General features: G+C 32.8%; 23 protein-coding genes. 14 read left to right on the top strand and 9 right to left on the bottom strand.

Features of this window, described 5'->3' with window-relative positions; genetic code table 11:
- Positions 1-12: 12 nt before the first annotated feature.
- From WN975_RS05025 to WN975_RS04995, 7 genes are all read left to right on the top strand, one after another.
- Positions 13-306, top strand: a complete 294-nt coding sequence (locus tag WN975_RS05025; RefSeq protein ID WP_337965525.1) for a putative quinol monooxygenase — start codon at positions 13-15, stop codon at positions 304-306.
- 59 nt (positions 307-365) lie between these two features.
- Positions 366-1,262 (top strand): helix-turn-helix domain-containing protein, encoded by an 897-nt coding sequence (locus WN975_RS05020; RefSeq protein ID WP_337965524.1) that lies wholly within the window; start codon positions 366-368, stop codon positions 1,260-1,262.
- A 34-nt stretch (positions 1,263-1,296) separates the two neighbouring features.
- Positions 1,297-1,674, top strand: a complete 378-nt coding sequence (locus WN975_RS05015; protein WP_337965523.1) for a hypothetical protein — start codon at positions 1,297-1,299, stop codon at positions 1,672-1,674.
- A gap of 144 nt (positions 1,675-1,818) precedes the next feature.
- Entirely contained in the window at positions 1,819-2,679 is an 861-nt protein-coding gene (locus WN975_RS05010; RefSeq protein ID WP_337965522.1) for a helix-turn-helix transcriptional regulator, read from the top strand.
- Between the two features lie 79 nt (positions 2,680-2,758).
- Positions 2,759-3,565, top strand: coding sequence for an inositol monophosphatase family protein (locus WN975_RS05005; RefSeq protein WP_337965521.1), 807 nt, complete (start codon positions 2,759-2,761; stop codon positions 3,563-3,565).
- A 1-nt stretch (position 3,566) separates the two neighbouring features.
- Positions 3,567-4,193 carry an SDR family oxidoreductase gene (locus WN975_RS05000; protein WP_337965520.1) on the top strand — a complete coding sequence of 209 codons (627 nt, stop codon included), beginning with the start codon at positions 3,567-3,569 and terminating at the stop codon, positions 4,191-4,193.
- Positions 4,194-4,247: 54 nt separating this feature from the next.
- The gene (locus WN975_RS04995) at positions 4,248-4,979 is read left to right on the top strand and encodes a hypothetical protein (protein ID WP_337965519.1); all 732 of its coding nucleotides are present in this window, start codon (positions 4,248-4,250) and stop codon (positions 4,977-4,979) included.
- A gap of 81 nt (positions 4,980-5,060) precedes the next feature.
- Here the strand turns inward: WN975_RS04995 and WN975_RS04990 are convergent, their stop codons facing one another.
- The 9 genes from WN975_RS04990 to WN975_RS04950 form a co-directional block, all read right to left on the bottom strand.
- Positions 5,061-5,435 carry a DUF4440 domain-containing protein gene (locus WN975_RS04990; RefSeq protein ID WP_337965518.1) on the bottom strand — a complete coding sequence of 125 codons (375 nt, stop codon included), beginning with the start codon at positions 5,433-5,435 and terminating at the stop codon, positions 5,061-5,063.
- A gap of 48 nt (positions 5,436-5,483) precedes the next feature.
- Positions 5,484-5,996 (bottom strand): PRC-barrel domain-containing protein, encoded by a 513-nt coding sequence (locus tag WN975_RS04985; RefSeq protein WP_337965517.1) that lies wholly within the window; start codon positions 5,994-5,996, stop codon positions 5,484-5,486.
- Positions 5,997-6,062: 66 nt separating this feature from the next.
- The gene (locus WN975_RS04980; RefSeq protein WP_337965516.1) at positions 6,063-6,218 is read right to left on the bottom strand and encodes a hypothetical protein; all 156 of its coding nucleotides are present in this window, start codon (positions 6,216-6,218) and stop codon (positions 6,063-6,065) included.
- Between the two features lie 312 nt (positions 6,219-6,530).
- Positions 6,531-7,109, bottom strand: coding sequence for a DUF4833 domain-containing protein (locus WN975_RS04975; RefSeq protein ID WP_337965515.1), 579 nt, complete (start codon positions 7,107-7,109; stop codon positions 6,531-6,533).
- Between the two features lie 221 nt (positions 7,110-7,330).
- Positions 7,331-7,747 (bottom strand): GtrA family protein, encoded by a 417-nt coding sequence (locus WN975_RS04970; protein ID WP_337965514.1) that lies wholly within the window; start codon positions 7,745-7,747, stop codon positions 7,331-7,333.
- A gap of 1 nt (position 7,748) precedes the next feature.
- Positions 7,749-8,435 carry a CDP-alcohol phosphatidyltransferase family protein gene (locus WN975_RS04965; RefSeq protein ID WP_337965513.1) on the bottom strand — a complete coding sequence of 229 codons (687 nt, stop codon included), beginning with the start codon at positions 8,433-8,435 and terminating at the stop codon, positions 7,749-7,751.
- Positions 8,436-8,589: 154 nt separating this feature from the next.
- On the bottom strand, positions 8,590-9,396 hold the full coding sequence (locus tag WN975_RS04960; RefSeq protein ID WP_337965512.1) for a phytanoyl-CoA dioxygenase family protein: 807 nt from the start codon (positions 9,394-9,396) through the stop codon (positions 8,590-8,592).
- Positions 9,397-9,626: 230 nt separating this feature from the next.
- On the bottom strand, positions 9,627-10,415 hold the full coding sequence (locus WN975_RS04955; protein ID WP_337965511.1) for an SDR family oxidoreductase: 789 nt from the start codon (positions 10,413-10,415) through the stop codon (positions 9,627-9,629).
- Positions 10,416-10,578: 163 nt separating this feature from the next.
- The gene (locus WN975_RS04950; protein WP_337965510.1) at positions 10,579-12,060 is read right to left on the bottom strand and encodes a DUF1254 domain-containing protein; all 1,482 of its coding nucleotides are present in this window, start codon (positions 12,058-12,060) and stop codon (positions 10,579-10,581) included.
- Between the two features lie 248 nt (positions 12,061-12,308).
- On the opposite strand from WN975_RS04950, the gene WN975_RS04945 reads away from it, so the two are divergent.
- From WN975_RS04945 to WN975_RS04915, 7 genes are all read left to right on the top strand, one after another.
- Positions 12,309-12,719, top strand: a complete 411-nt coding sequence (locus tag WN975_RS04945; RefSeq protein WP_337965509.1) for a helix-turn-helix transcriptional regulator — start codon at positions 12,309-12,311, stop codon at positions 12,717-12,719.
- 344 nt (positions 12,720-13,063) lie between these two features.
- The gene (locus WN975_RS04940; RefSeq protein ID WP_337965508.1) at positions 13,064-14,197 is read left to right on the top strand and encodes a serine hydrolase domain-containing protein; all 1,134 of its coding nucleotides are present in this window, start codon (positions 13,064-13,066) and stop codon (positions 14,195-14,197) included.
- Between the two features lie 4 nt (positions 14,198-14,201).
- The gene (locus tag WN975_RS04935) at positions 14,202-15,269 is read left to right on the top strand and encodes a DUF4291 family protein (RefSeq protein ID WP_337965507.1); all 1,068 of its coding nucleotides are present in this window, start codon (positions 14,202-14,204) and stop codon (positions 15,267-15,269) included.
- A 306-nt stretch (positions 15,270-15,575) separates the two neighbouring features.
- Positions 15,576-16,178 carry a DUF4255 domain-containing protein gene (locus WN975_RS04930; RefSeq protein WP_337965506.1) on the top strand — a complete coding sequence of 201 codons (603 nt, stop codon included), beginning with the start codon at positions 15,576-15,578 and terminating at the stop codon, positions 16,176-16,178.
- On the top strand, positions 16,175-17,011 hold the full coding sequence (locus WN975_RS04925; RefSeq protein WP_337965505.1) for a hypothetical protein: 837 nt from the start codon (positions 16,175-16,177) through the stop codon (positions 17,009-17,011). The genes WN975_RS04930 and WN975_RS04925 overlap by 4 nt, the downstream gene beginning before the upstream one ends.
- Positions 17,012-17,032: 21 nt before the next feature.
- Positions 17,033-19,207 carry a phage tail sheath C-terminal domain-containing protein gene (locus tag WN975_RS04920; protein ID WP_337965504.1) on the top strand — a complete coding sequence of 725 codons (2,175 nt, stop codon included), beginning with the start codon at positions 17,033-17,035 and terminating at the stop codon, positions 19,205-19,207.
- Positions 19,208-19,238: 31 nt separating this feature from the next.
- The gene (locus WN975_RS04915) at positions 19,239-19,667 is read left to right on the top strand and encodes a phage tail protein (protein WP_008463601.1); all 429 of its coding nucleotides are present in this window, start codon (positions 19,239-19,241) and stop codon (positions 19,665-19,667) included.
- The last annotated feature ends 2 nt before the right edge of the window (positions 19,668-19,669 follow it).

The raw sequence follows: 19,669 nt of genomic DNA, 5'->3' as shown, positions 1-19,669 counted from the left end.
TAAATTAAGCAAATGAAGAATAAAGTCATAACAAATGCCGCACTTAAAATTAATCCAGAGTTCATCGAGGAAGTGCTTCCGCTTGCAATTGAAACAAAAGCTCATATTTTACTCGAAGAAGGATGTGAAAATTTTGTTCTAATGCGAAAAACCGAAGAGCCAAATACCATAGTAATTTTTGCGATTTATACTTCAAAAGAAACGTATGACTGGCATTTGGAACAAGATTATATCAAACGCTTTTTTACTTTTCTAAACGGAAAGCTTATTGCACCGCCAGAATTGACCTATCTTGAAGAAATTTAAATTGCTTACATCACATAAACTTTTTAAATGTAAATTTATAATGCCTAAAATTGTTAAGCATGAAAAACTATAAAACGATAAGCGAGCTTTATACCTCAAACGGATTTCCGCCTCCGGAAAATCCTCTGCTTGGGCTGGTAACTTTTGAAGAATTGCAAGGATGCACATTTGCTGAAACAGAATTCACAATGGATTTTTATAAAATAGCTTTAAAAAAAGTAAAATCAGGCACTATTTTATACGGAAAGACGAAATATGATCATGACAATGGCTCGATGGCTTTTGTAAAACCTGGTCAGAGAATTACAATGAGTGACATTGAACTTACCGAAAAAGGCTTTATGATTTATATCGATGAAGATTTTTTAGTGAATATAAACCTTTATTCCGAAATTAAAAAATATGGCTTTTTTGATTATGAAGTTAATGAAGCCTTGCATTTATCACCTAAAGAAGAAGAAACTATCTGGGATTTATTCTATAAAATAAAATTGGAATATTACAACAATCAGGATGACTTCAGCAAAGATATTATGCTCACTCATATCGATTCAATTCTAAAATATTCGCAGCGTTACTACAAGAGACAGTTTTTAAACAGAGCCACGCTATCAGGAACAATTATTACCAGATTTACGGAGATTCTTAAATTATATTTTGAAAGTGGAAAGCTTCAAAAAGAAGGATTGCCGACCGTAAAATATATGGCATCAAAATTATCTTTATCTGCAAGATATTTAAGTGATCTATTGAAACAGGAAACAGGCAAAACAGCTTTAGAACACATTCATATTTCTTTGGTCGCTGAGGCTAAAAATCTATTGGTGAGCACAGATAATACTGTAGCAGAAACAGCCTATCAATTAGGATTTGAAAACCCACCTTATTTTTCAAGATTATTCAAAAAAGAAGTCGGATTGACTCCAACAGAATATCGTGGACAATTTTTGAACTAACTCAATCTAAGACAACAACAAATTCAATAACTAAATGAATGCAAAACTTGACACGATAATTCTATATGTAAAAAACATTCAGCTTCTTAAAAATTTCTATGTCGAAAACTTCAATTTGAAAGTTCTTGAAGAAGATGAAATTTGGATTTTACTCAACGCAGGGAATGTAAATATTGGGTTTCATAAAATTGGAAAAAAATACATGGAACAAATTGAACCCAATCACCAATTTGACAATAATACTAAAATCGTTTTTGAGATTGATGACGACTTAGAACTGATTAGAAAAGAGTTTATTGAAAAAAACATTCCTATGCGAGAATTAAAAACTTTTGACGATTATAACTTTTGGCTTTGTGACGGAATTGATCCGGAAGGAAATATATTTCAACTTAAAAAAAGGAAAAACTAATAAGGATAAGTTTCAAAAATGGAGATAGATTTTAATAACATCAATTAAAACAAACCACAAAAAATTGATTTTAAATTTGATGTTTTAATCTCTATTTTTACAACTTATAACTAATCCATTTTTTTGTAAACTTCGATTCTAATCTTGAAAAATCAAAACCAAACTATTACACAATTTGAACTTTCGCCTCTTGCCAAGGCAGGAATTATTATTGTGAATATGGAAGATCGGGAAATTGAAGAACACGATATCTCGAAACCACACCGGGACGATCACTGTCAATTGATGTTCGCTTTAAGCGGAAAATTCAAATTAAATATTGATTTTGAAAATGTCGAATTTACTGCTCCAGCCTTGCTTTGTGTATTTCCGGAAGAAGTTCATCATATTATAGATGTCGAAAATCCAAAAGGATGGATGATCAGTTTTGATCCGTCGTTGGCCAGTAAAGAAATATTGCAGCTTCTGGAAAATAAAATCGAAAATCCCTTTTTACTTCAGCAAGAATCTAATTTCTTTCAGCAGCTGAGTATTCTCATGGATTTAATAGAAAAAATACAGTTAGAAAATAAAAACAACTACATTCAAAAAAGTATTCATTCTTTATTGAATGCACTTTTAAACCTCATTGCCGCTGAACTCGTTTCAAATATCTCTGTTGATAAAGAGAAGGAAAACCGCAGTATTATAATTAAGGAGACATTTATAAAATTAACCAAAGAGCATTTTAAAATCTGGAAACAACCCGCACAATACGCTGCGGCACTTTCAATTTCCGTGGCTCACCTAAATGATACCGTAAAATCGTTAACCGGAAGTCCGGTATCGGTTCATATTCAGGAAGCTTCTATTTTAGAAGCCAAAAGATTACTGTATTTTACAGATAAAAATGTCAAGGAAGTAGCTTATGAAGTGGGTTATGACGAACCGGTTTATTTTGGAAAACTTTTTAAAAAAGTAACAAACCTCACTCCTCTTGAATTTCGGAAAAAATTCCGTGATTAGGACTATCATTCCCTTTATTGCAACTACTTTAAAAGCCATACTCCGCCTAGCTTTGCATTGTAATTAATACGATAACAAAATGCAAAACGAAATTAATATTCCGATCGTACTGGATGCAGTACGAAAAATAGGCGACGTCTTTTTAAAAGACTACAAACAAAATGCGATTCCACAAACTATGGATGAGCTTTTAAAACAATTAGAAAACATTGACAATTTGTGTCTTAGTTCTTTAAAAGATGACTTAGCTCCCGAATTTCCTAATACTCCCTGGCATATTGGCGACGAGTTTGATACCAATTCACAAAGAAATCCAGCTGAACTGCAAGAATACTGGCTTTGCGATGCCATGGATGGCGCGATACAATATCTTCAGCATATTGCCGGATGGACCGTAAACCTGGCACTTATTCGCGATGGAAAACCGTTCTTTTCTGTAATTTATGATCCGTTAGCCAATGAAATATTTTGGGCAAAAGATAGCGAAGGCGCTTTTATGAATGGAAAATCATTAGAGCTTAGCCGTAAAACAGATTTGGCAGTAATGCTGGCTGTTTTTGAATACGGACATCAGGATAAATCAAATAATAATTTGAATCAAAAAATTGGTTCGACCGTAACAAAACTACTCGATAATTTTGGAATAATTAGAAATTACGGACCACACGGTTTGCAATTAGCTTATGTTGGTGCAGGAAGAATCGATTTGTTTGTTCAGGAAGATATCGATACTTATAACTGGATTGCGGGTTTACTTATTGCTAAAGAAGCTGGAGCCCAAATCCTGACAACAACGGGAACTCAATGGAAATGGGGAAGCGAAAGTTTATTAGTCGCACCAAAAAGCATTGCTGAAAAATATCTACAAACGAAATCAATAAACTAAAATGAACATAGCAATTATAGGAGCCGGCGCCGGAATTGGTTTACAAGCTGTAATGCAAGCGCTTAAAAACGGACATACCGTTACGGCATTATCAACAAATACAGACCAAATCCCGAATCATCCTAAACTCATCAAAATAAACGGAAGTGCAACATCACCAATTGATTTAAAAAATGCAATAAAAGGTTCTGATACGATACTTATAACCGTTGGAACAAAAAATAAAAAAGCAACTACCCTATTTTCTGATATTGCCAAAACATTGATAAAGGTTACTGATGATATAAATTATGTTGCACCAGTTCTCGTAATTACAGGTTTTGGAGCAGGCGAAAGTAAAAACTATCTAAGCTTTTTTATGCGAACAGTGATTTCCCTATTCCTGAAAGAGCAATACATCAATAAAACAATGATGGAAGAACTAATTACCAAAAGTGCTTTAAAATGGGAAATTATTAGACCCGGTATGCTTACTAATGGAGATCAGACTTTATCTTATAAAGTATTATCAGAACTTCAAAAAGGAATGAAAGTTGGTAAGATTTCAAGAGCCGATGTTGCTCAGTTCTTAATTACTGAAGCAGAAAACCCGGCAAAACTGTATCAATATGTCACGTTAACAAATTAGTCTGTTGTAACTTTTATTACTTTTCGCACACTAACTGGTATAAAAATATACTATATGAAATCTATGAAATCCTTATTTCTTCTTTCGGCAGGTCTTTCTTTACTATGTTTTACTGCAAATGCCCAAGAAAAAATACAATCTCCTGGTCACAATGAAATTATTGAGAAACTAATTAAAAATGAAGAGTATGAAATGAATTGGTTTGCAATTCGGGATACTGCAAAAATTGAAATTGGAAAGGTATTTACTAAAATCTCTAAAACAAAAAATACAGTAAAAATCACTACAACGGTAAAAATGAAAAATATGCCGGACTGGATTGATGAAACTATAGCGGAACTTCCTAATTTAAATCCTGTACAACATACTTCTGTCAACACTCAAAGAGACATAAACCTTAATTTCGGAAAACAAACAACTGGTTATTATCTGGATAAAAAGGATAACAAAAAAACAGATATCAAAGAAGAAACAACCGGCGACTTTTTTGACAGTAATATTTATCCTCAAATAATTCGCTGGCTTCCGTTAAAGGAAAATTATAAAACAGAAATAACGATTTTTGATTATAATCCTGCAACAAAAGCTGCAATCCTTAAAGCAAATATAACCAATACAAAAAAAGGTTTCCTTGCCGGAAAATCTGTGTGGATTGTTACTGTGACAGATGGTATTTCGCAAAATAAAGTGATAAATACTTATTATATTGATTCTAAAACCAATCAAATTTTGAAACAGGAAATTGATATGGGAACAAAAAAAATGTTGATAGAAAAAGTAAATTAATTGGTACAATAACAAGCTAAAAAAAAGCTCTAAATGATTTATTTAGAGCTTTTTTTAGTTTAATTTTTCTTGTTTAGAATCTCAGTGAGACAATTCTGTTTCTGTATGAAGTGCACAAACCCAGTTATTATTTTTTGAAATCCATGTAGAAGTGCAGACACATTTCATGGATTGATTTTGTTTGTCATCTCCTGTTCCTAGTTCAATTAAATACCCAATTATTGCCGTATTTTCAGCAATTAACTTGGTTTCTACATTAGAAATAGCTACTACTTTTATTTTGTTGGCATCACCGGATTCAAACATCTTTTTAAAATTAGATTCGTCTACACTTTGTACACCATTTTTACCGGCAATTACACAAGGAAACAGCGTAAGATTTTTTACGGTATCATAATCATGATTTTCCATTCCCTTCCAGTATTTTTTTTCTAATTCAATGATTTGGGTTTCCATGATCGTTTTTTTTAAATTAAACAGTTTGCATGAAATCTGAAAAAAGTACTATTTATTGTCAAATTCTCTGCGGTTATAAAAGGAATCATCGTCACTATAATACACAGAATCAGGATTATTTTGAGGATAATAAGAATTCATTACTCTTCTTTCATATTCCCTGTCAAAATTGTGCTGTCTATCATATCTATTTGTGTTTCTAAAGGTATCGTAACCTAAACTGTTCGCCATAACAATTTTCGTGTCCTTATTTATACTTACAGATCCTATTGGTATAATAATATGGCTCGCTCCTTCTTTATAAATAAACTCTTTTCCGTTGTCATTTGCTATAACATCTCTAACCTCATTTCGGCTGTCTTCTAACAATCGTTTGTCTAGTTTAACATCTAAATATACAACACGTTGCATATCTTTATTAACCCACAAATTATCAATTTCGCCTATAGTTTGATTATCAGAATCAACAATTTTCCATCCTCTTACATCAGAATAATTTGATGCGATTTTATAATCCGATAGTTCGTCTAACCTGTATAAATTTTTATCTTTACTTTCCATAATTTCTTTTTTTTAATATTCACTTTTCAACTGGGTTTAACTTTAGTATTTCCCAGTCATTATGTTCTATTGTGCACTTGTGGTATTTTCGATTTGTGTACTGCTTTCGGCAGGAGTTTCATGATCCACAAAATAGATGTAATATATAATTCCTCCAATAACCAGTAATACTGCAATCCAAGGCCATACTGGTTTTTTCTTCTCAATTTTAATTTCTGCCATAACTTAATTATTTTGATTTTATAATAGTTTTAATAACAGTATTAAAGGTACAAATGAGAGAAGACTAAGAAGTATTTAATTCCGCTAGGATGTTACAAAATTCCCAGTAGATTTAATTCAAAAAACAGCTTTCTGTTTGATTATAAAACTCTTACACTATATTTATTGGTAGTTTTTCCGGGATAATTGGATTTTATATCTTATTTAAAAAAATGATGTAAAAGCAAAATTGCTAAAATGATATTAGACATAAAAAAAGTATCCGAAGTCGGGAAACTTCGGATACCTGAGAATAACTGATATTATAGAATCTTATTTCAATAACATTCTTTCCGTAATTATTTTATTTGAAGAAGTCTCAACTCCGGTAACTTCGGCATACTTTACATTTGGTAACCAAAAAGAACCTCCTTCAATACGCACGAATATTTTTTCTACTTGAATTCTCTTCTGATTTACACTTACAAAAACATGATATTTTTGATCTGAATCTATCTTTTTCAAGGTCAAAGGCAACTTTTTATACGATACAAATTGAAGTTCAAATTCCTCATTATTCAAGGTTTTGCTTTCCAGGCCGTATGCAAATTTGCGTTGCATATAATTTAAATCTTTTTTTTCTCCATTCTCAGCATATCGAATCCAATAGGCTTTTATAGGATTGCTTTTGTTTATTTTTCCATTTTCCTGATAATTTATGGCATAAATAGCAGTATTTATATTTGGGTCACGCTGAATGTAAAATAACATATTATCTATGTTTTTAGGCGTTGGAAAATTTAATGGCGATGGATTTTTGGATTGTGCCCTTACATTTTCAGAAATTATAGTTACTAAGATCGTTATTACGATTAGTGATTTTGTAAAATATTTAAGTGATAAATTATTCATATCGAAGTTTTTATATAACCTGTTGGTTACAATTATTTTTAACACATAGAAACATAGATTTAGGACGCTTAAAAAAGGCATTTCACTCATTCAAAAAAACATAGTTGGCTATGTGTGAGAAACTAGTTTCTTTTTGTATTCTTCTTTTACATATAAAATCTATGTTTCTATGTGTTAGAAGAAAACACTTAATTGGTTATTTATATTCTAATTTTATTCGATTACATTCTTTTTTCGTTTACTTTAAAAACCCAATATTTAATCAGCGGATAATTAAATCCATACGAAACAAAACTGTCCGTGATTAATCTTCCGATTCTATAATCGATTTGAAATACTTTTTGCAAAATAAGCGTACCAAATGATTTTAAGGAAATGCTTCCTAACACAACCAACGCAAATTTAAAAAGCTGACTATTGATGTGGCTGCTATAACCGGATTGAGTTTTAAATACCCAAAATCGATTGATGCTAAAATTGATAATTGCGCCAATGGTTCCGGAGATTAGAATAGAAAAAGTAAAATGCAATTCAAATACTTCTGTTAATAAAATCATTAAAGCATAATCGGTAATGCCACCTAAAAATGCCGCAACTTGTGCTTGAAGAAAAGTGTAAACAGATTTTTTCGGGAACATTTCAGACTTGGTTTTTATCTTTTAAATCGCCTAACTTTAAAAGTTTAAAGCTATCAATAGTATTGATTATAAATAAGATAATAGAAATTAAGCCAGCCAGATAAGTAATTGATCCGTGAAATAAAACTTCTGTAATTAAAATTAAAGCAATAATAAATCGAAGTTCCGTTGGACCAAAAAAGCCGGAATCTATACTGTATTCATTTGTAATTTTGTAGCGTAACTGACTGATAATAATAGACCAACCATATAATGCGACAAAAGCAAAAGCTACTATTTCTGTGCCGTTTTTAGCATAAATGTAGTAACCAAAGCCTACGAGTACAATACCAATCCAATCGGCAATAATATCGAGTGCAAAACCATACCAACGACGCGGAATATTTCTATAATAAGCCAATCTTCCGTCTAAAGAATCGCCTAACCAATTTATAACCAAACCGATAATACCCAAAAGCAAATACCAACTTGTTAAATAAGTACCTAAAACAAAGGCTATAAAAATTAATCCTGAACCAAACGTACCAATTAAAGTAAGTACGTTTGGCGAAATGAATTTAGGCACTTTTGGAAGCAAAAATACAATCGTTAACTGTTCTGCACTTTTTAAAATATTAGTTCGCTTACGGTCTGAAAATGTTCTTTGTGCAATTGCACTGTAATCTTCAATCTGTATTTCTTTTCCCATTAATAGCGCAATATTTGTAAGCCAGAAAGTATAGCCAATTCTAGTTTTGCAATTTTAAGTTTTACTTTTCTCTGACTATTTTTTAAAAAATCGGTCGTACTTTTTAGTTTACCTGATCTAACCAGATAACTAAATGCGAGGATAATAAGCATAATTATTTAACAATTCCCGCAAAGCGCTGATAGAAAACCGTTGGACTGTTCTCATTTTTAGGAGCATATTTTCCGGCTATAATCGGAATATAAATAACTCTCCTTCTACTCTCTTCGCCTATAATAGAGGATTCTGCAACTCTGTGCCACAAACGACCATCGTGAATCGTTAAATCTCCAGCTTCCGGAATGATAGCAACTTCCTCTGCATCTGGTTTATTATCTAAAAAGTATTTTTTGCGGAAAAGCATTTGATAAATACTTTGCTTATGAGTTCCCGGAATGATTTTAAGACCGCCATTTTCAGGTTTTAAAGTGCTTAAATGAATCCCCACATTTAGCATTGGGTTTAATTTTGCACCATAAAAAATATCTCTTAAACCATCTGTATGCCAGCCCATTTTAGTAAACTTACTTTCTGGCCCATTGATATAATGATTGAAAACCATTCCGTCTTTTTCTTCCGTTCCTAATCTAGCGCCATCGCCTGCCAATGGTAATAAACCATCGAATCTTGGATCAAGTAAAAGACCGCTTAAAGTTTGATGATGTTGATTGATAAAAGCAAAACGTTGTACAATTGGAGAACCGTCTAAATCTTTTCCATATTTAATAGGAACACCGTTTACTTTTTGAAGATCATTTTCAATCCAATTTTGCTCTACTTGTTTTGAGGCATCAATGATTGATGAAACAGTTTCGGGATTTATAAATTTTTTGAAATGGATGAAACCATGTTCGTTAAAAAAGGCAATTTGCTCATTAGTTAATTGCTCAGTAAGGGTAAAGGTTTTATAAGAAGATACCATGATAATATAGATTTAATAAATGAAATAATAGTGTTTGTAATTTTATCTAAAAGACTGCAACAACAGCAACAACAATACATTAGCATGTTTGTGTGCATTCGGCCTTTAGGAAAACTAAACATATTTTTTCTTTTATCTGACATACTCTATAGAATTAGTAGAATTTAATACAAACATAATATAATTTTTCTTTTGCAAAGAATATTTTTTTTATTTTTTTTCGAAAAAAATTAAATTTTATAAATTCCGGCAGCGGTTTTTTCGATAAAACCCTTTGGTAGTATGCGATTGGCATAAACCGAAATAATATTGGTGAAACCCGGAATAACTTCTGATTTTTTGTTGAACATGGCTTTTACAGCCAATTTTGCAACATCATCAGGTTGCATATTAAACTTTTCGGCCATTTTGCTAAAAGCGTCTAAACCAGCTCTTGAAGCAAAACCAGTATCAACCGGACCCGGACTAAAACAAGTTACGGAAATTGAAGTTTGGGCAAGTTCGAAACGCAAGGCACGCGTAAACGATAAAACAAAAGCCTTTGTTGCCGAATAAACAGCCAAAGTAGGCACAGCTTGATATGCAGCCGTACTCGATATATTTAAAATATAGGCTTGTTTTTGTTGTGAAAGTATAGGTACTAATAAATGCGAAAGTTCTATAACTACATTCATGTTAAGTTGCATCATACCAAGTTGATCGGTTAGAGAAGACTGACTAAAATCGCCCCAAACGCCATAACCGGCATTATTAACCAAAATACCAACAGGATAATTATTCTCTTTTATCCAATTCGTTACTTTTTGCGATGCATCATTCGTCGAAAGATCAATCGCTAAAACAGAAGCATTTATGCCGTATTTAGCCTGAAGATCATTAGATAATGCTTTTAAATCCTCTTCGCTTCTTGCAACAAGCAATAGCGGATAACCTTGTTTTGCCAATTCATAAGCAATAGATTTTCCAATGCCTTTGCTGGCGCCAGTTATTAAGGCATACGGTTTAGTTTTTTCGCTCATTTTATTAATTTTATAAATCAAATATAAAGATTAATTGTAAACTGTAGGTTGTGCAACGTGCATATTGGTTATCCGCCTCTTCCCTATCTCTTGATTTAAATAATAAAGGCATCTGCTAAATCAGATGCCTTTATTACTATTCAAAACAAATTAAACTTTGCCCTTAATTCACTTCTTCAAAATCGCCCGGTTTCCAGCTGTTGTTAAAAGCCGTAGCAGTTGGACCATAAATTCGGAAATAAGCAAACCAGCCTTTTCCCGGAATTGTTTTTATCCATTGTCCTTCTTTTCCTGCGGGAGCTTTTGGGCCAAAATATAAATCAATACTTTGTCCTCCAATTTTGTCTTTCAATTCAAATAAAGAACGAAGCGCCGCTTTGTTCTGATCTGTAGCAACCTGACTTCTGGTAAGAGCGTCATAAATAGTAACAGACCAGAATAATTTTGCCGGAACTGGCGTTGGTATGGTTAATTTATATGTTTTTGCTCCGTCTACATATTTTCCGGTTTTATCCTTCAATCCTAACCAATATAGAGATCCTCCGCCTTCTTGTCGTCTAAACATTGCCGGAGATGCACCAATTGCCTGATAAAACCATGTTTCGCGAGCGTCAAGATCTACATAAGTTGGTGCATCAAAATCACCGTTTTCAAATCGCAATCCAACCCATTCCCATTGGCGATCTTTCCAAACCACGCGATCCTGACGGCGATCTGCAAATGATTGTACACGCATTTGAGCATTAGCCGTTTTGGCCGCTTTTTCAAGAATTGCTTTCAATCTTGCGTCTGGTTTAAAAGGTTTGCCTTTAATAATTCCTAATACCGCAAGTTCTCCGTAATAATCTCTGTATCCGTCATATGCAGGTTCGCGTTGTACGGCATCATTTAAATTTTCCCAAAACTTAAAATTGGTTTCCCATGCAAGCGGTGTGCTATTCTGATGTTTATCCGTAAGATCAAGCCAAGTTGGTTCTTTCCAGTCTGCTGATTTGTTTAGCGGATATACTTTTACGGTTTTAATACGTTCCAATGCAGCTTTTACATCGCCGCCAACAGGAAGCGAACGCACGCCCACAGTAAGATTGTCTGAAGATGATTTCCAAACATGATAACCGGAACCCGGAACTGTACCTTTATAATTTGGTGGCAAAAGTAAATGCTTTCCGCCATTACCCGCATCTGGACCCGGAATTCCCATATCAGCAACCCAACGCTGGTTCACATCCATTGCAACCACGATAAGCGGACCTTTGGGAACATCAATTACAATTGGTCCTTTTGATAAATCAACTAAAATAGGTCCGTAAGGTGTATCTGAATTTAGTGTGTAACCAATTTGAGTTGGTTTTGTATCTAATACTCCAAATGAAACATTTGGTTTAACATTAATACTATCATTTCCTTTAAAAAGAGCTTCGCCCGAAACTGTGGGATAGAAAAACTTATATGCCTGAATCGCACGTGCTAAATCAGCATCGTCATAGGCTTTTTTAATTGTCGCTTCTGTTGGATATCCGTCAACAAATTCATATTCATCCGAATTTGTTTTAGAATCAACAACACTTTCTGTACTTGTACTTTCTTTTTTGCAGCTGATTAATACAAACGAAAGTAAACCGAGATAAAACAGTATTCTTTTCATAGATTTGATTTAGAAATAGTTACTTAAAAAAAACTCAATCTAATTTATGATGAACTAAAATCTTATTTTGTTAATTATTCCCTGATTACGTTTCATATTATAAAATGGAACAAAGTTTTATAGTATAATATTTACTCTTTATATCGCTTTTAAAGTTTGAATAAGGGATATTTTTCTATCTTTGAAACTCAGGATTTTTTAATCCGAATGGCTTTATCTTTTGAGCCTTTAGAAAATTGATATTCATTATGGAACAGAAAATACATCAGGGAAGAAACGTAAAACGCTTCAGAGAAATGCTTAACATAAAGCAGGAAGCATTAGCCTTTGATTTGGGAAATGACTGGAATCAGAAGAAAATTTCTATGCTCGAGCAAAAAGATGTAATTGAAGAAAATCTGTTGAAACAAATTTCAGCAGTATTAAAAATTCCAGTTGAAGCTTTTAAGAACTTTGATGAAGAACAAGCTATAAATGTTATTTCTAATACTTTTACAAGTAACGATACATCAACATTAAATGCAGTTAACCCACACTGTACATTTAATCCAATTGATAAAATTGTTCAATTATATGATGAAAAAATTGCATTGTATGAGCGAATGCTAAAAGAAAAAGAGGAAATGATGGCAAGATTTGAAAAATTACTCAATAAATAATCATTTTTAAAGATATATTAATTCTATAAAGAGACTTTCGAGTCTCTTTTTTGTTTTATTCATATCTGCAGAAGACCAAGAAATTCTTTTACTCTTTTGTCACTGTTCGAATCAGAATAACAGAATTTGAAAAGCAATTTTAAAAATAACTAAAAGGTAAAATTTCATCAATTATTTTCGCAGTTAAAGATAATCTTAGAATTAGATAATAAATTTATTGCTGTAAAATACTTACTTTTCCAAATGATTCGTGAAGTTGACTAAAACCAATTATTTTGCATTCTATAAAGATATGTTCGATAATCTAATCAATTAATCATAAAAAAATATAACCATTTAAAACTATGAAAAACAAATTCCTTTTAATTCTTTTGCTATCCTCTGTCTTTTGCCTTGCTCAAAGCTCAAAAACAGAAAACATTCAAATTTTAATCGATAGTGTAGCAAATAGAATGATTAAAAAACCCTTAATTCATTCTACTTCAATCGCAATAGTTTATCAGGGAAAAGAATTCATTGGTCATTATGGAGAATTAGAAAAAGGAAAAAAAAATTGTCCTGATAATAAAACAATTTATGAAATAGGTTCTATAAGTAAAACATTTGCAGGAACATTAGCAGCAAAAGCAGTCTGCGAAAAGAAATTAAATATTGAAGATGAAATCCAAAAGTATTTACCGGAAGATTATCCCAATTTAAAATATGGAAACCAGCCTATTCTTATAAAACATTTACTCTCACATACAAGCGGATTACCAAATATGCTTCCATTGGAAGCAAATACAATTTTACAAAATTTCTTAAATCATGAAACTCCTGCAAAAATCGATGAACTTTATAAAAACTATGGAGAAAAAGATTTCTTAAGAGATCTTCATAAAGTTAAAATTGATACCGTTCCGGGGTATAAATATTCTTATTCAAGTACAGGTAGCCTACTTGTGGCTTTTATTTTAGAAAAAGTCTATAAAACAAAGTATGAAAAACTATTAACAGATTTCCTGACTAATGACATTGCAATGCAAAACACCAAAATCAACCTTTCTAATCAGGAAACCAAAAAGCTTGCAGTAGGATATCATAGTGATAATAGCGTAATCACTTCGCCAATGCCGCAATTGCCATGGGGAGCATCCGGTAATATGAAATCAACAGTACCTGATATGATTAAATACATTAAGTTTGAGTTGGAAAATAATAAAATCGTTGCCGAATCACATCAACCAATTGTAAAATTTAGCAAGGAGTTTAGTATTGGTTATTTCTGGAATATCGATACAGATGATCAAAAACTTGGAACCTTCTACATTCATCACGGTGGAGTACCACGTTCTCAATGTTTTATTTATATAATTCCAAAATACGATTTAGGTGCATTTATTATTAGTAATCAAAGTGGAGCCGATACAGCCAAAGTTATGTCTGAGGCAATAAATGAAATATTTGGAAAAATGACACTAATTGAAAAGAACATCTAAACTAATGAACCAAAGAGAAACTGATTTAATTACATTAAAAAAATTTATAGCCGAGAAAGACGGTGATGGATTTTATAATAGCAAAATTCCTTTTTTTTATCGCTATAAAGAAGACGAAGAAATTCTTTTACTTCTTTGTGAAATCTTCGAATCTGACTGGCATAAGGATCATGAAAATATGGCCAGTGCTTTTCAGGATATTTCAAATCCTATTACGGCAGAAACTTTGTTTAAAGTAGCATTTTCGGACTTTGAATACATTAGATGGAATGAGTATTTTCCTTTACAGAGAAAATGTACTTGGGCACTTGCAGACATTGGTACTAATGAGGCCAAAAAATATTTAGAACAAATAGAAGCGCAGGCAAATGAAACAATAGCTAAATACGCCACCAAAAGACTAGTTTTATGGGATTTTGAATTCAGAAGAAAAGCTCCTGTTTTAGGAGAATCCAGCTATAAAAGTTTTGCGATAGCACTTGAAAGTTATTCAGACAGACTAAAAGAGTTGCCTCAAAATGGACAAAATATAATAGGATATCTAATGAAAAACCTTGATACTCTTGATACTCCGCCATATAGTTATATATCAAAGGAGCATATTGTATTATATCTTGCTAATGAAAAAAGTACAGCTGCCGCTATTACAGAAAGCCAAGATCTTGAAAAACCTGATTATAGTTATCTAAAAGCGAATTCATTACAACTAAGTTTTCTATCAATAATGCACGATTACAACTCGAGAGAAAAAGAAAATCAGGAAAGTGTATTGGCTCTTTGGATAAAAAAAGAAGTCTTTAAAGAGATTTTACAAAAAGTAACACCAAAATGGAATCCCGACTATGATTATTTTGGAAAACAACTCGAAAGACAAACCATTCAACTTGATTTAAACAAAGAGGATTTTGAGAAACTGATAAAAGAAAATATTGATTTTGTATTAGATGTTTCTGATTTTATCAAAGAACAAAAACAATATATCAACCAAAATCAGATTGAAAAACTAATGCTTCCTAAAGAAAGAATAGTTGATTTTGAAACACCCGAACTCATTGATGAGAGATGGATGTAAGTCACACAGCAAAAGCTTCAGAGAAATCTGGAGCTTTTTTTTGCTTAAAATCTTTCTGGTTTCAAAGAATCAAAAACAGACTACAACTAACTAAAAACCAATATTTTAAATAAATAAAAAAAGGGGAATTTTCCCCTTTTATGGTACACTTACATTTATCTAATTTAGTCAAATATTAAAAGCCCTGTTTTTATCATAAGTTTTAAGCACAGTCAGAAGCCCCCAATTTCTAATTATACTCTGCGCCCAGAATCATATCCCTTTCAGTTAATTTCATTTAGTATTTATAATAAATTTTATCAAAAGATGATTTTTGAAGTAATACAAATAATTTCAGAACAAGTAAACAACTATCTAGCCGAAATTGGGTTGGAGAAATCTGTTGTTCCTGAAAATATTGCTTTTTTGGAATCTCAAAAAGATGATACAGGCGAAGCATTAAAAGATGGCGTTGCACTTACTGTAATCAATTTAGCCGAAGAAGCTACTTTAAAAAACTTCCCAAATCATAGTGTTGAAAATACTAAAACAATTTATAAAAATAGTGTCGTCAATTTAAATCTGTATATCCTTTTTAGCGCGAATCGAGACAAATACATCAACTCACTTAAGGATATTTCGAAAATTATTGAATTTTTTCAAGGGAAAAGGCTTTTTACTCAAGCCAATACCATCTTTAACAGAAGTACTAGCGCTATGAGCAATGTAGACAATTTTAGATTTACGGTTGAACTCTACACTCCCACTTTTGAAGAATTGAATTATATCTGGGGAACATTGGGCGGAAAACAGCTTCCGTCGGCTTTATATAAAGTGAGTATGATACAAATCGAACGCAATATTGTTCAGGCAGAAGGACAACTTATTGGCGAATTTTCAGGAACAACCAAAAGAAAAGAACAGTCATGAGTTTTACTGCTACATATGAATTGTTATTTGAAGTAACGCTTTTTCATAATTATTTTTTGAATAATGGAGAAAAAACTTTTGCAAGTATGATAAATGCTGATAAAGCAAAAATGCTGCAGCAATTTGATACAGATACATTTTCGACAATAACGCCAACTTTAGAAACCAATACTGTACTTAGAAACTACAAAATGATATTCAAAAAAACCAGAACAGGTTTCGGAATATACATTAAAGTCAAGGCTGAATCTGACCCATTTATAAAAGTCCCTGCTGATCTGAACCTACAGTTTTTAATTAAAATTAATGACTATCAATTTGAAAATTATACTAATCTTGATTTTGCTCTTACTCAGGTATATCTCTTCAGTAATGTAAAACCATTGACTGAACCTGCTTCTTTTAAATATCTTCCACAAATAAATGATAACAAACTTATTTCGAATGCCTATTTAGTATCTGAAAAAACCACAGCCAATTTAATTTCTACGCTTCAGCCGTCAGAACAACAAAATGTCTTTGGACTTGTTTCAATAAACGCTAAAGGCGACGACATTTCAGGAAACATTATAGACGATTTGGGAAAAATGATAAGTCCAAACTTTAAAATTCATTTTGATAATCGAAAAACTCTTTGGAAATATATCAACCGTAAAGCAGGAATTATAATTGAAACCAAGACAGCAAAACCATTAACGCGCTCCGGTTTTGTTGAAATTGACCCGCTTAATGACTTTAATCCGGCAGAACCGGCAGAAAGTCAATATCCAAATCCATCTGTAAAATCAATAACAAAAATCGATAGTAAATACTATTCAGAAATATTTATTTAATAATTAAAAAACAATTCAATTATGGCAACAACTTACAAAACGCCTGGAGTATATGTTGAGGAAATCGTAAAGTTTCCTCCTTCTGTTGCCCAGGTAGAGACAGCGATTCCTGCTTTTATTGGCTATACCGAAAAAGCCACGAACAAGATTAACGGAGATTTGAAATTGAAACCAACAAGAATAACATCTCTTTTAGAATACGAACGCTTTTTTGGCTTTGCAAAACCAGAGACAACAATTAGTGTTACCATTAATGATATAGTTGATAATGGTTCGACAGCAAGATCTGTGATTGTAAATCAACCATCTAGCAGACAGCCTTTTTTGATGTATTATTCGATGCAATTGTTTTTTGCAAATGGCGGCGGTCCATGTTACATTATATCCGTTGGCCGTTATGGCGAAGATTTGGATGACGCTGATACAAAAGTAACTTCTATAAATGATAGTTCTCAATTAAAAAAAGGTTTGCTTGAATTAGAAAAAATGGATGAACCAACGCTTATCCTTTTTCCGGATGCTACCCAAGTTACCGGTATTAATACAACTGATTTTTATGGTTTGTATAATGATGCGTTGAACCAATGTAGAAATCTGCAGGATCGATTTACAATTATCGACACGCTTAGCTATGATGCTACTAGCCCAACAGATACAAACATTGATGATTTGAGAGGAGTTATTAGTTCAGAGAAAGATACTTTAAAATATGGAGCTGCTTATTATCCGCATTTAGAGACTATTCTAGATTACAGATACAATGCAAGTGAAATTGCGATTAAGCATTTCACCTCACCTACGCCTGATGCAATGTCAACTGTATTAAGTGATTTAGGAGGTTCAAAAACTGCAATTGCACCATTAATCAATAAGCTAAAAACAGTTCCGGGAACAAATGATAATCTAACAGGAAGTATAGCCGAAGTTTTGAAGTTTATTGAATCAGCAGCCGGCTTTAATAATGCAGCAGCAACTACAGCAGCAGAAGCAGTTATAACCGGAGGAGGAACACAAGCAGATGCAGATGCCGCAGCTGCAGCCGCAGGAACTTTTACGGTTGCAAAAAACACGATCTTTATTCCCTTGTTAGAAACTTTGACTAAAGATCTGGCCAACCTTATAGGAGAAAAAGAAAAAATTAAAAAAGCAGCATTAGCAGCAATAGCTTCTGATGAAGAAGACCAACCAACCAGAGACGCTATTAAGGCTGTCTTAAAAAATCTCACTGATCCTTTTGAATTAGCTAATAAAATTGAAAGCGTTAAAACCAATTTGGCTGATTTATTAGGGAAAGCAAAAGCTGCAAATACCAAAGTAAAAATAACCGCTAATGTTAAAGGAGCTGCAGGAGTTACTACTGTACTTTCAGAAATTCCAAAAATTTTGCATTTCACAGCACCAGCTTCTATCCTTGACTTTCCGGCAGCTATCACCATTGATGTTGATCTTTTTGCACCTATTACCGCTAATATTGATGCAATTATTGCTGCTGTAACAACCGCAAAACCAAATGATCAAAATAACGGTGCCATGAATGGCCGCTTTTTAGCAGATATTACAGAGCTTGATAATGTTACCTACAATAAAATACTTTCCGAAATTTCTAATCTTTCAATAACGCTGCCACCAAGTTCTGCAATAGCAGGAATTTATGCAAGAGTCGATGGTGATCGTGGCGTATGGAAAGCACCGGCAAATGTTAGTTTAAACTATGTCATAGCTCCTACGGTAAAAATCACTAATAATATACAAGACGGATTGAATATTGATACCGTAGCAGGTAAATCTATCAATGCTATTAGAACTTTTACCGGCAAAGGAACCTTGGTTTGGGGGTCAAGAACCTTAGCTGGTAACGATAGCGAATGGCGTTATGTTCCGGTTCGCCGATTTTTTAATATGGCCGAAGAATCCATTAAAAAAGCAACCGAACAATTCGTTTTTGAACCTAACGATGCCAATACCTGGATAAGAGTAAGAGCTATGATTGAGAATTTCTTAATTCTGCAATGGAGAGCCGGAGCTTTGGCGGGAGCAAAACCTGAACAAGCTTTTTATGTAAGAATCGGACTGGGACAAACCATGTCTGCGGTGGATATTTTAGACGGTAAAATGATAATCGAAATTGGGTTGGCAGTAGTTCGTCCGGCTGAGTTTATCATCCTTCGTTTCTCTCACAAAATGCAGGAATCTTAATTAAATAATCATCATTAAAAATATATAGATCATGAGTTATCCATTATCAAAGTTTCATTTCTCAGTTGACTGGGGTGGAACAAAAATAGGTTTTACAGAGGTTTCCGGATTAGATGTAGAAACTGAAGTTATTGAATACCGTCAGGGCGCAAGTCCGGAATACAGCAAGATAAAGATGCCGGGAATGCAGAAGTTCTCTAACATTACCATGAAAAGAGGCACTTTTAAAAGCGATAATGAATATTATGCCTGGTGGAATACGGTAAAACTAAACACCATCGAAAGAAGGGATATCACCATCAAATTACTTAACGAGGAACACGAACCAGTGATTACCTGGAAAGTAAAAAATGCGTGGCCAACAAAAGTGCAGTCAACTGATTTAAAAGCCGATGGAAACGAAGTTGCTATCGAGTCAATAGAATTGGTTCACGAAGGTTTATCTATTCAAAATGACTAATC

The organism is uncultured Flavobacterium sp. (assembly GCF_951805225.1).
In the GTDB taxonomy this organism is placed as follows: Bacteria; Bacteroidota; Bacteroidia; order Flavobacteriales; family Flavobacteriaceae; genus Flavobacterium.
The sequence above is the reverse complement of the archived record's forward strand: the minus strand, read 5'-3'. Positions and strand labels throughout refer to the sequence as shown.

Excerpts from the sequence above, each read along its gene's own strand:
- WN975_RS05025 (WP_337965525.1), top strand. The coding sequence starts at position 13 with ATGAAGAATAAAGTCATAACAAATGCCGCACTTAAAATTAATCCAGAG.
- WN975_RS05020 (WP_337965524.1), top strand. The coding sequence starts at position 366 with ATGAAAAACTATAAAACGATAAGCGAGCTTTATACCTCAAACGGATTT.
- WN975_RS05015 (WP_337965523.1), top strand. The coding sequence starts at position 1,297 with ATGAATGCAAAACTTGACACGATAATTCTATATGTAAAAAACATTCAG.
- WN975_RS05005 (WP_337965521.1), top strand. The coding sequence starts at position 2,759 with ATGCAAAACGAAATTAATATTCCGATCGTACTGGATGCAGTACGAAAA.
- WN975_RS05000 (WP_337965520.1), top strand. The coding sequence starts at position 3,567 with ATGAACATAGCAATTATAGGAGCCGGCGCCGGAATTGGTTTACAAGCT.
- WN975_RS04995 (WP_337965519.1), top strand. The coding sequence starts at position 4,248 with ATGAAATCTATGAAATCCTTATTTCTTCTTTCGGCAGGTCTTTCTTTA.
- WN975_RS04990 (WP_337965518.1), bottom strand. The coding sequence starts at position 5,435 with ATGGAAACCCAAATCATTGAATTAGAAAAAAAATACTGGAAGGGAATG.
- WN975_RS04985 (WP_337965517.1), bottom strand. The coding sequence starts at position 5,996 with ATGGAAAGTAAAGATAAAAATTTATACAGGTTAGACGAACTATCGGAT.
- WN975_RS04980 (WP_337965516.1), bottom strand. The coding sequence starts at position 6,218 with ATGGCAGAAATTAAAATTGAGAAGAAAAAACCAGTATGGCCTTGGATT.
- WN975_RS04975 (WP_337965515.1), bottom strand. The coding sequence starts at position 7,109 with ATGAATAATTTATCACTTAAATATTTTACAAAATCACTAATCGTAATA.
- WN975_RS04970 (WP_337965514.1), bottom strand. The coding sequence starts at position 7,747 with ATGTTCCCGAAAAAATCTGTTTACACTTTTCTTCAAGCACAAGTTGCG.
- WN975_RS04965 (WP_337965513.1), bottom strand. The coding sequence starts at position 8,435 with ATGGGAAAAGAAATACAGATTGAAGATTACAGTGCAATTGCACAAAGA.
- WN975_RS04960 (WP_337965512.1), bottom strand. The coding sequence starts at position 9,396 with ATGGTATCTTCTTATAAAACCTTTACCCTTACTGAGCAATTAACTAAT.
- WN975_RS04955 (WP_337965511.1), bottom strand. The coding sequence starts at position 10,415 with ATGAGCGAAAAAACTAAACCGTATGCCTTAATAACTGGCGCCAGCAAA.
- WN975_RS04950 (WP_337965510.1), bottom strand. The coding sequence starts at position 12,060 with ATGAAAAGAATACTGTTTTATCTCGGTTTACTTTCGTTTGTATTAATC.
- WN975_RS04945 (WP_337965509.1), top strand. The coding sequence starts at position 12,309 with ATGGAACAGAAAATACATCAGGGAAGAAACGTAAAACGCTTCAGAGAA.
- WN975_RS04940 (WP_337965508.1), top strand. The coding sequence starts at position 13,064 with ATGAAAAACAAATTCCTTTTAATTCTTTTGCTATCCTCTGTCTTTTGC.
- WN975_RS04935 (WP_337965507.1), top strand. The coding sequence starts at position 14,202 with ATGAACCAAAGAGAAACTGATTTAATTACATTAAAAAAATTTATAGCC.
- WN975_RS04930 (WP_337965506.1), top strand. The coding sequence starts at position 15,576 with ATGATTTTTGAAGTAATACAAATAATTTCAGAACAAGTAAACAACTAT.
- WN975_RS04925 (WP_337965505.1), top strand. The coding sequence starts at position 16,175 with ATGAGTTTTACTGCTACATATGAATTGTTATTTGAAGTAACGCTTTTT.
- WN975_RS04920 (WP_337965504.1), top strand. The coding sequence starts at position 17,033 with ATGGCAACAACTTACAAAACGCCTGGAGTATATGTTGAGGAAATCGTA.
- WN975_RS04915 (WP_008463601.1), top strand. The coding sequence starts at position 19,239 with ATGAGTTATCCATTATCAAAGTTTCATTTCTCAGTTGACTGGGGTGGA.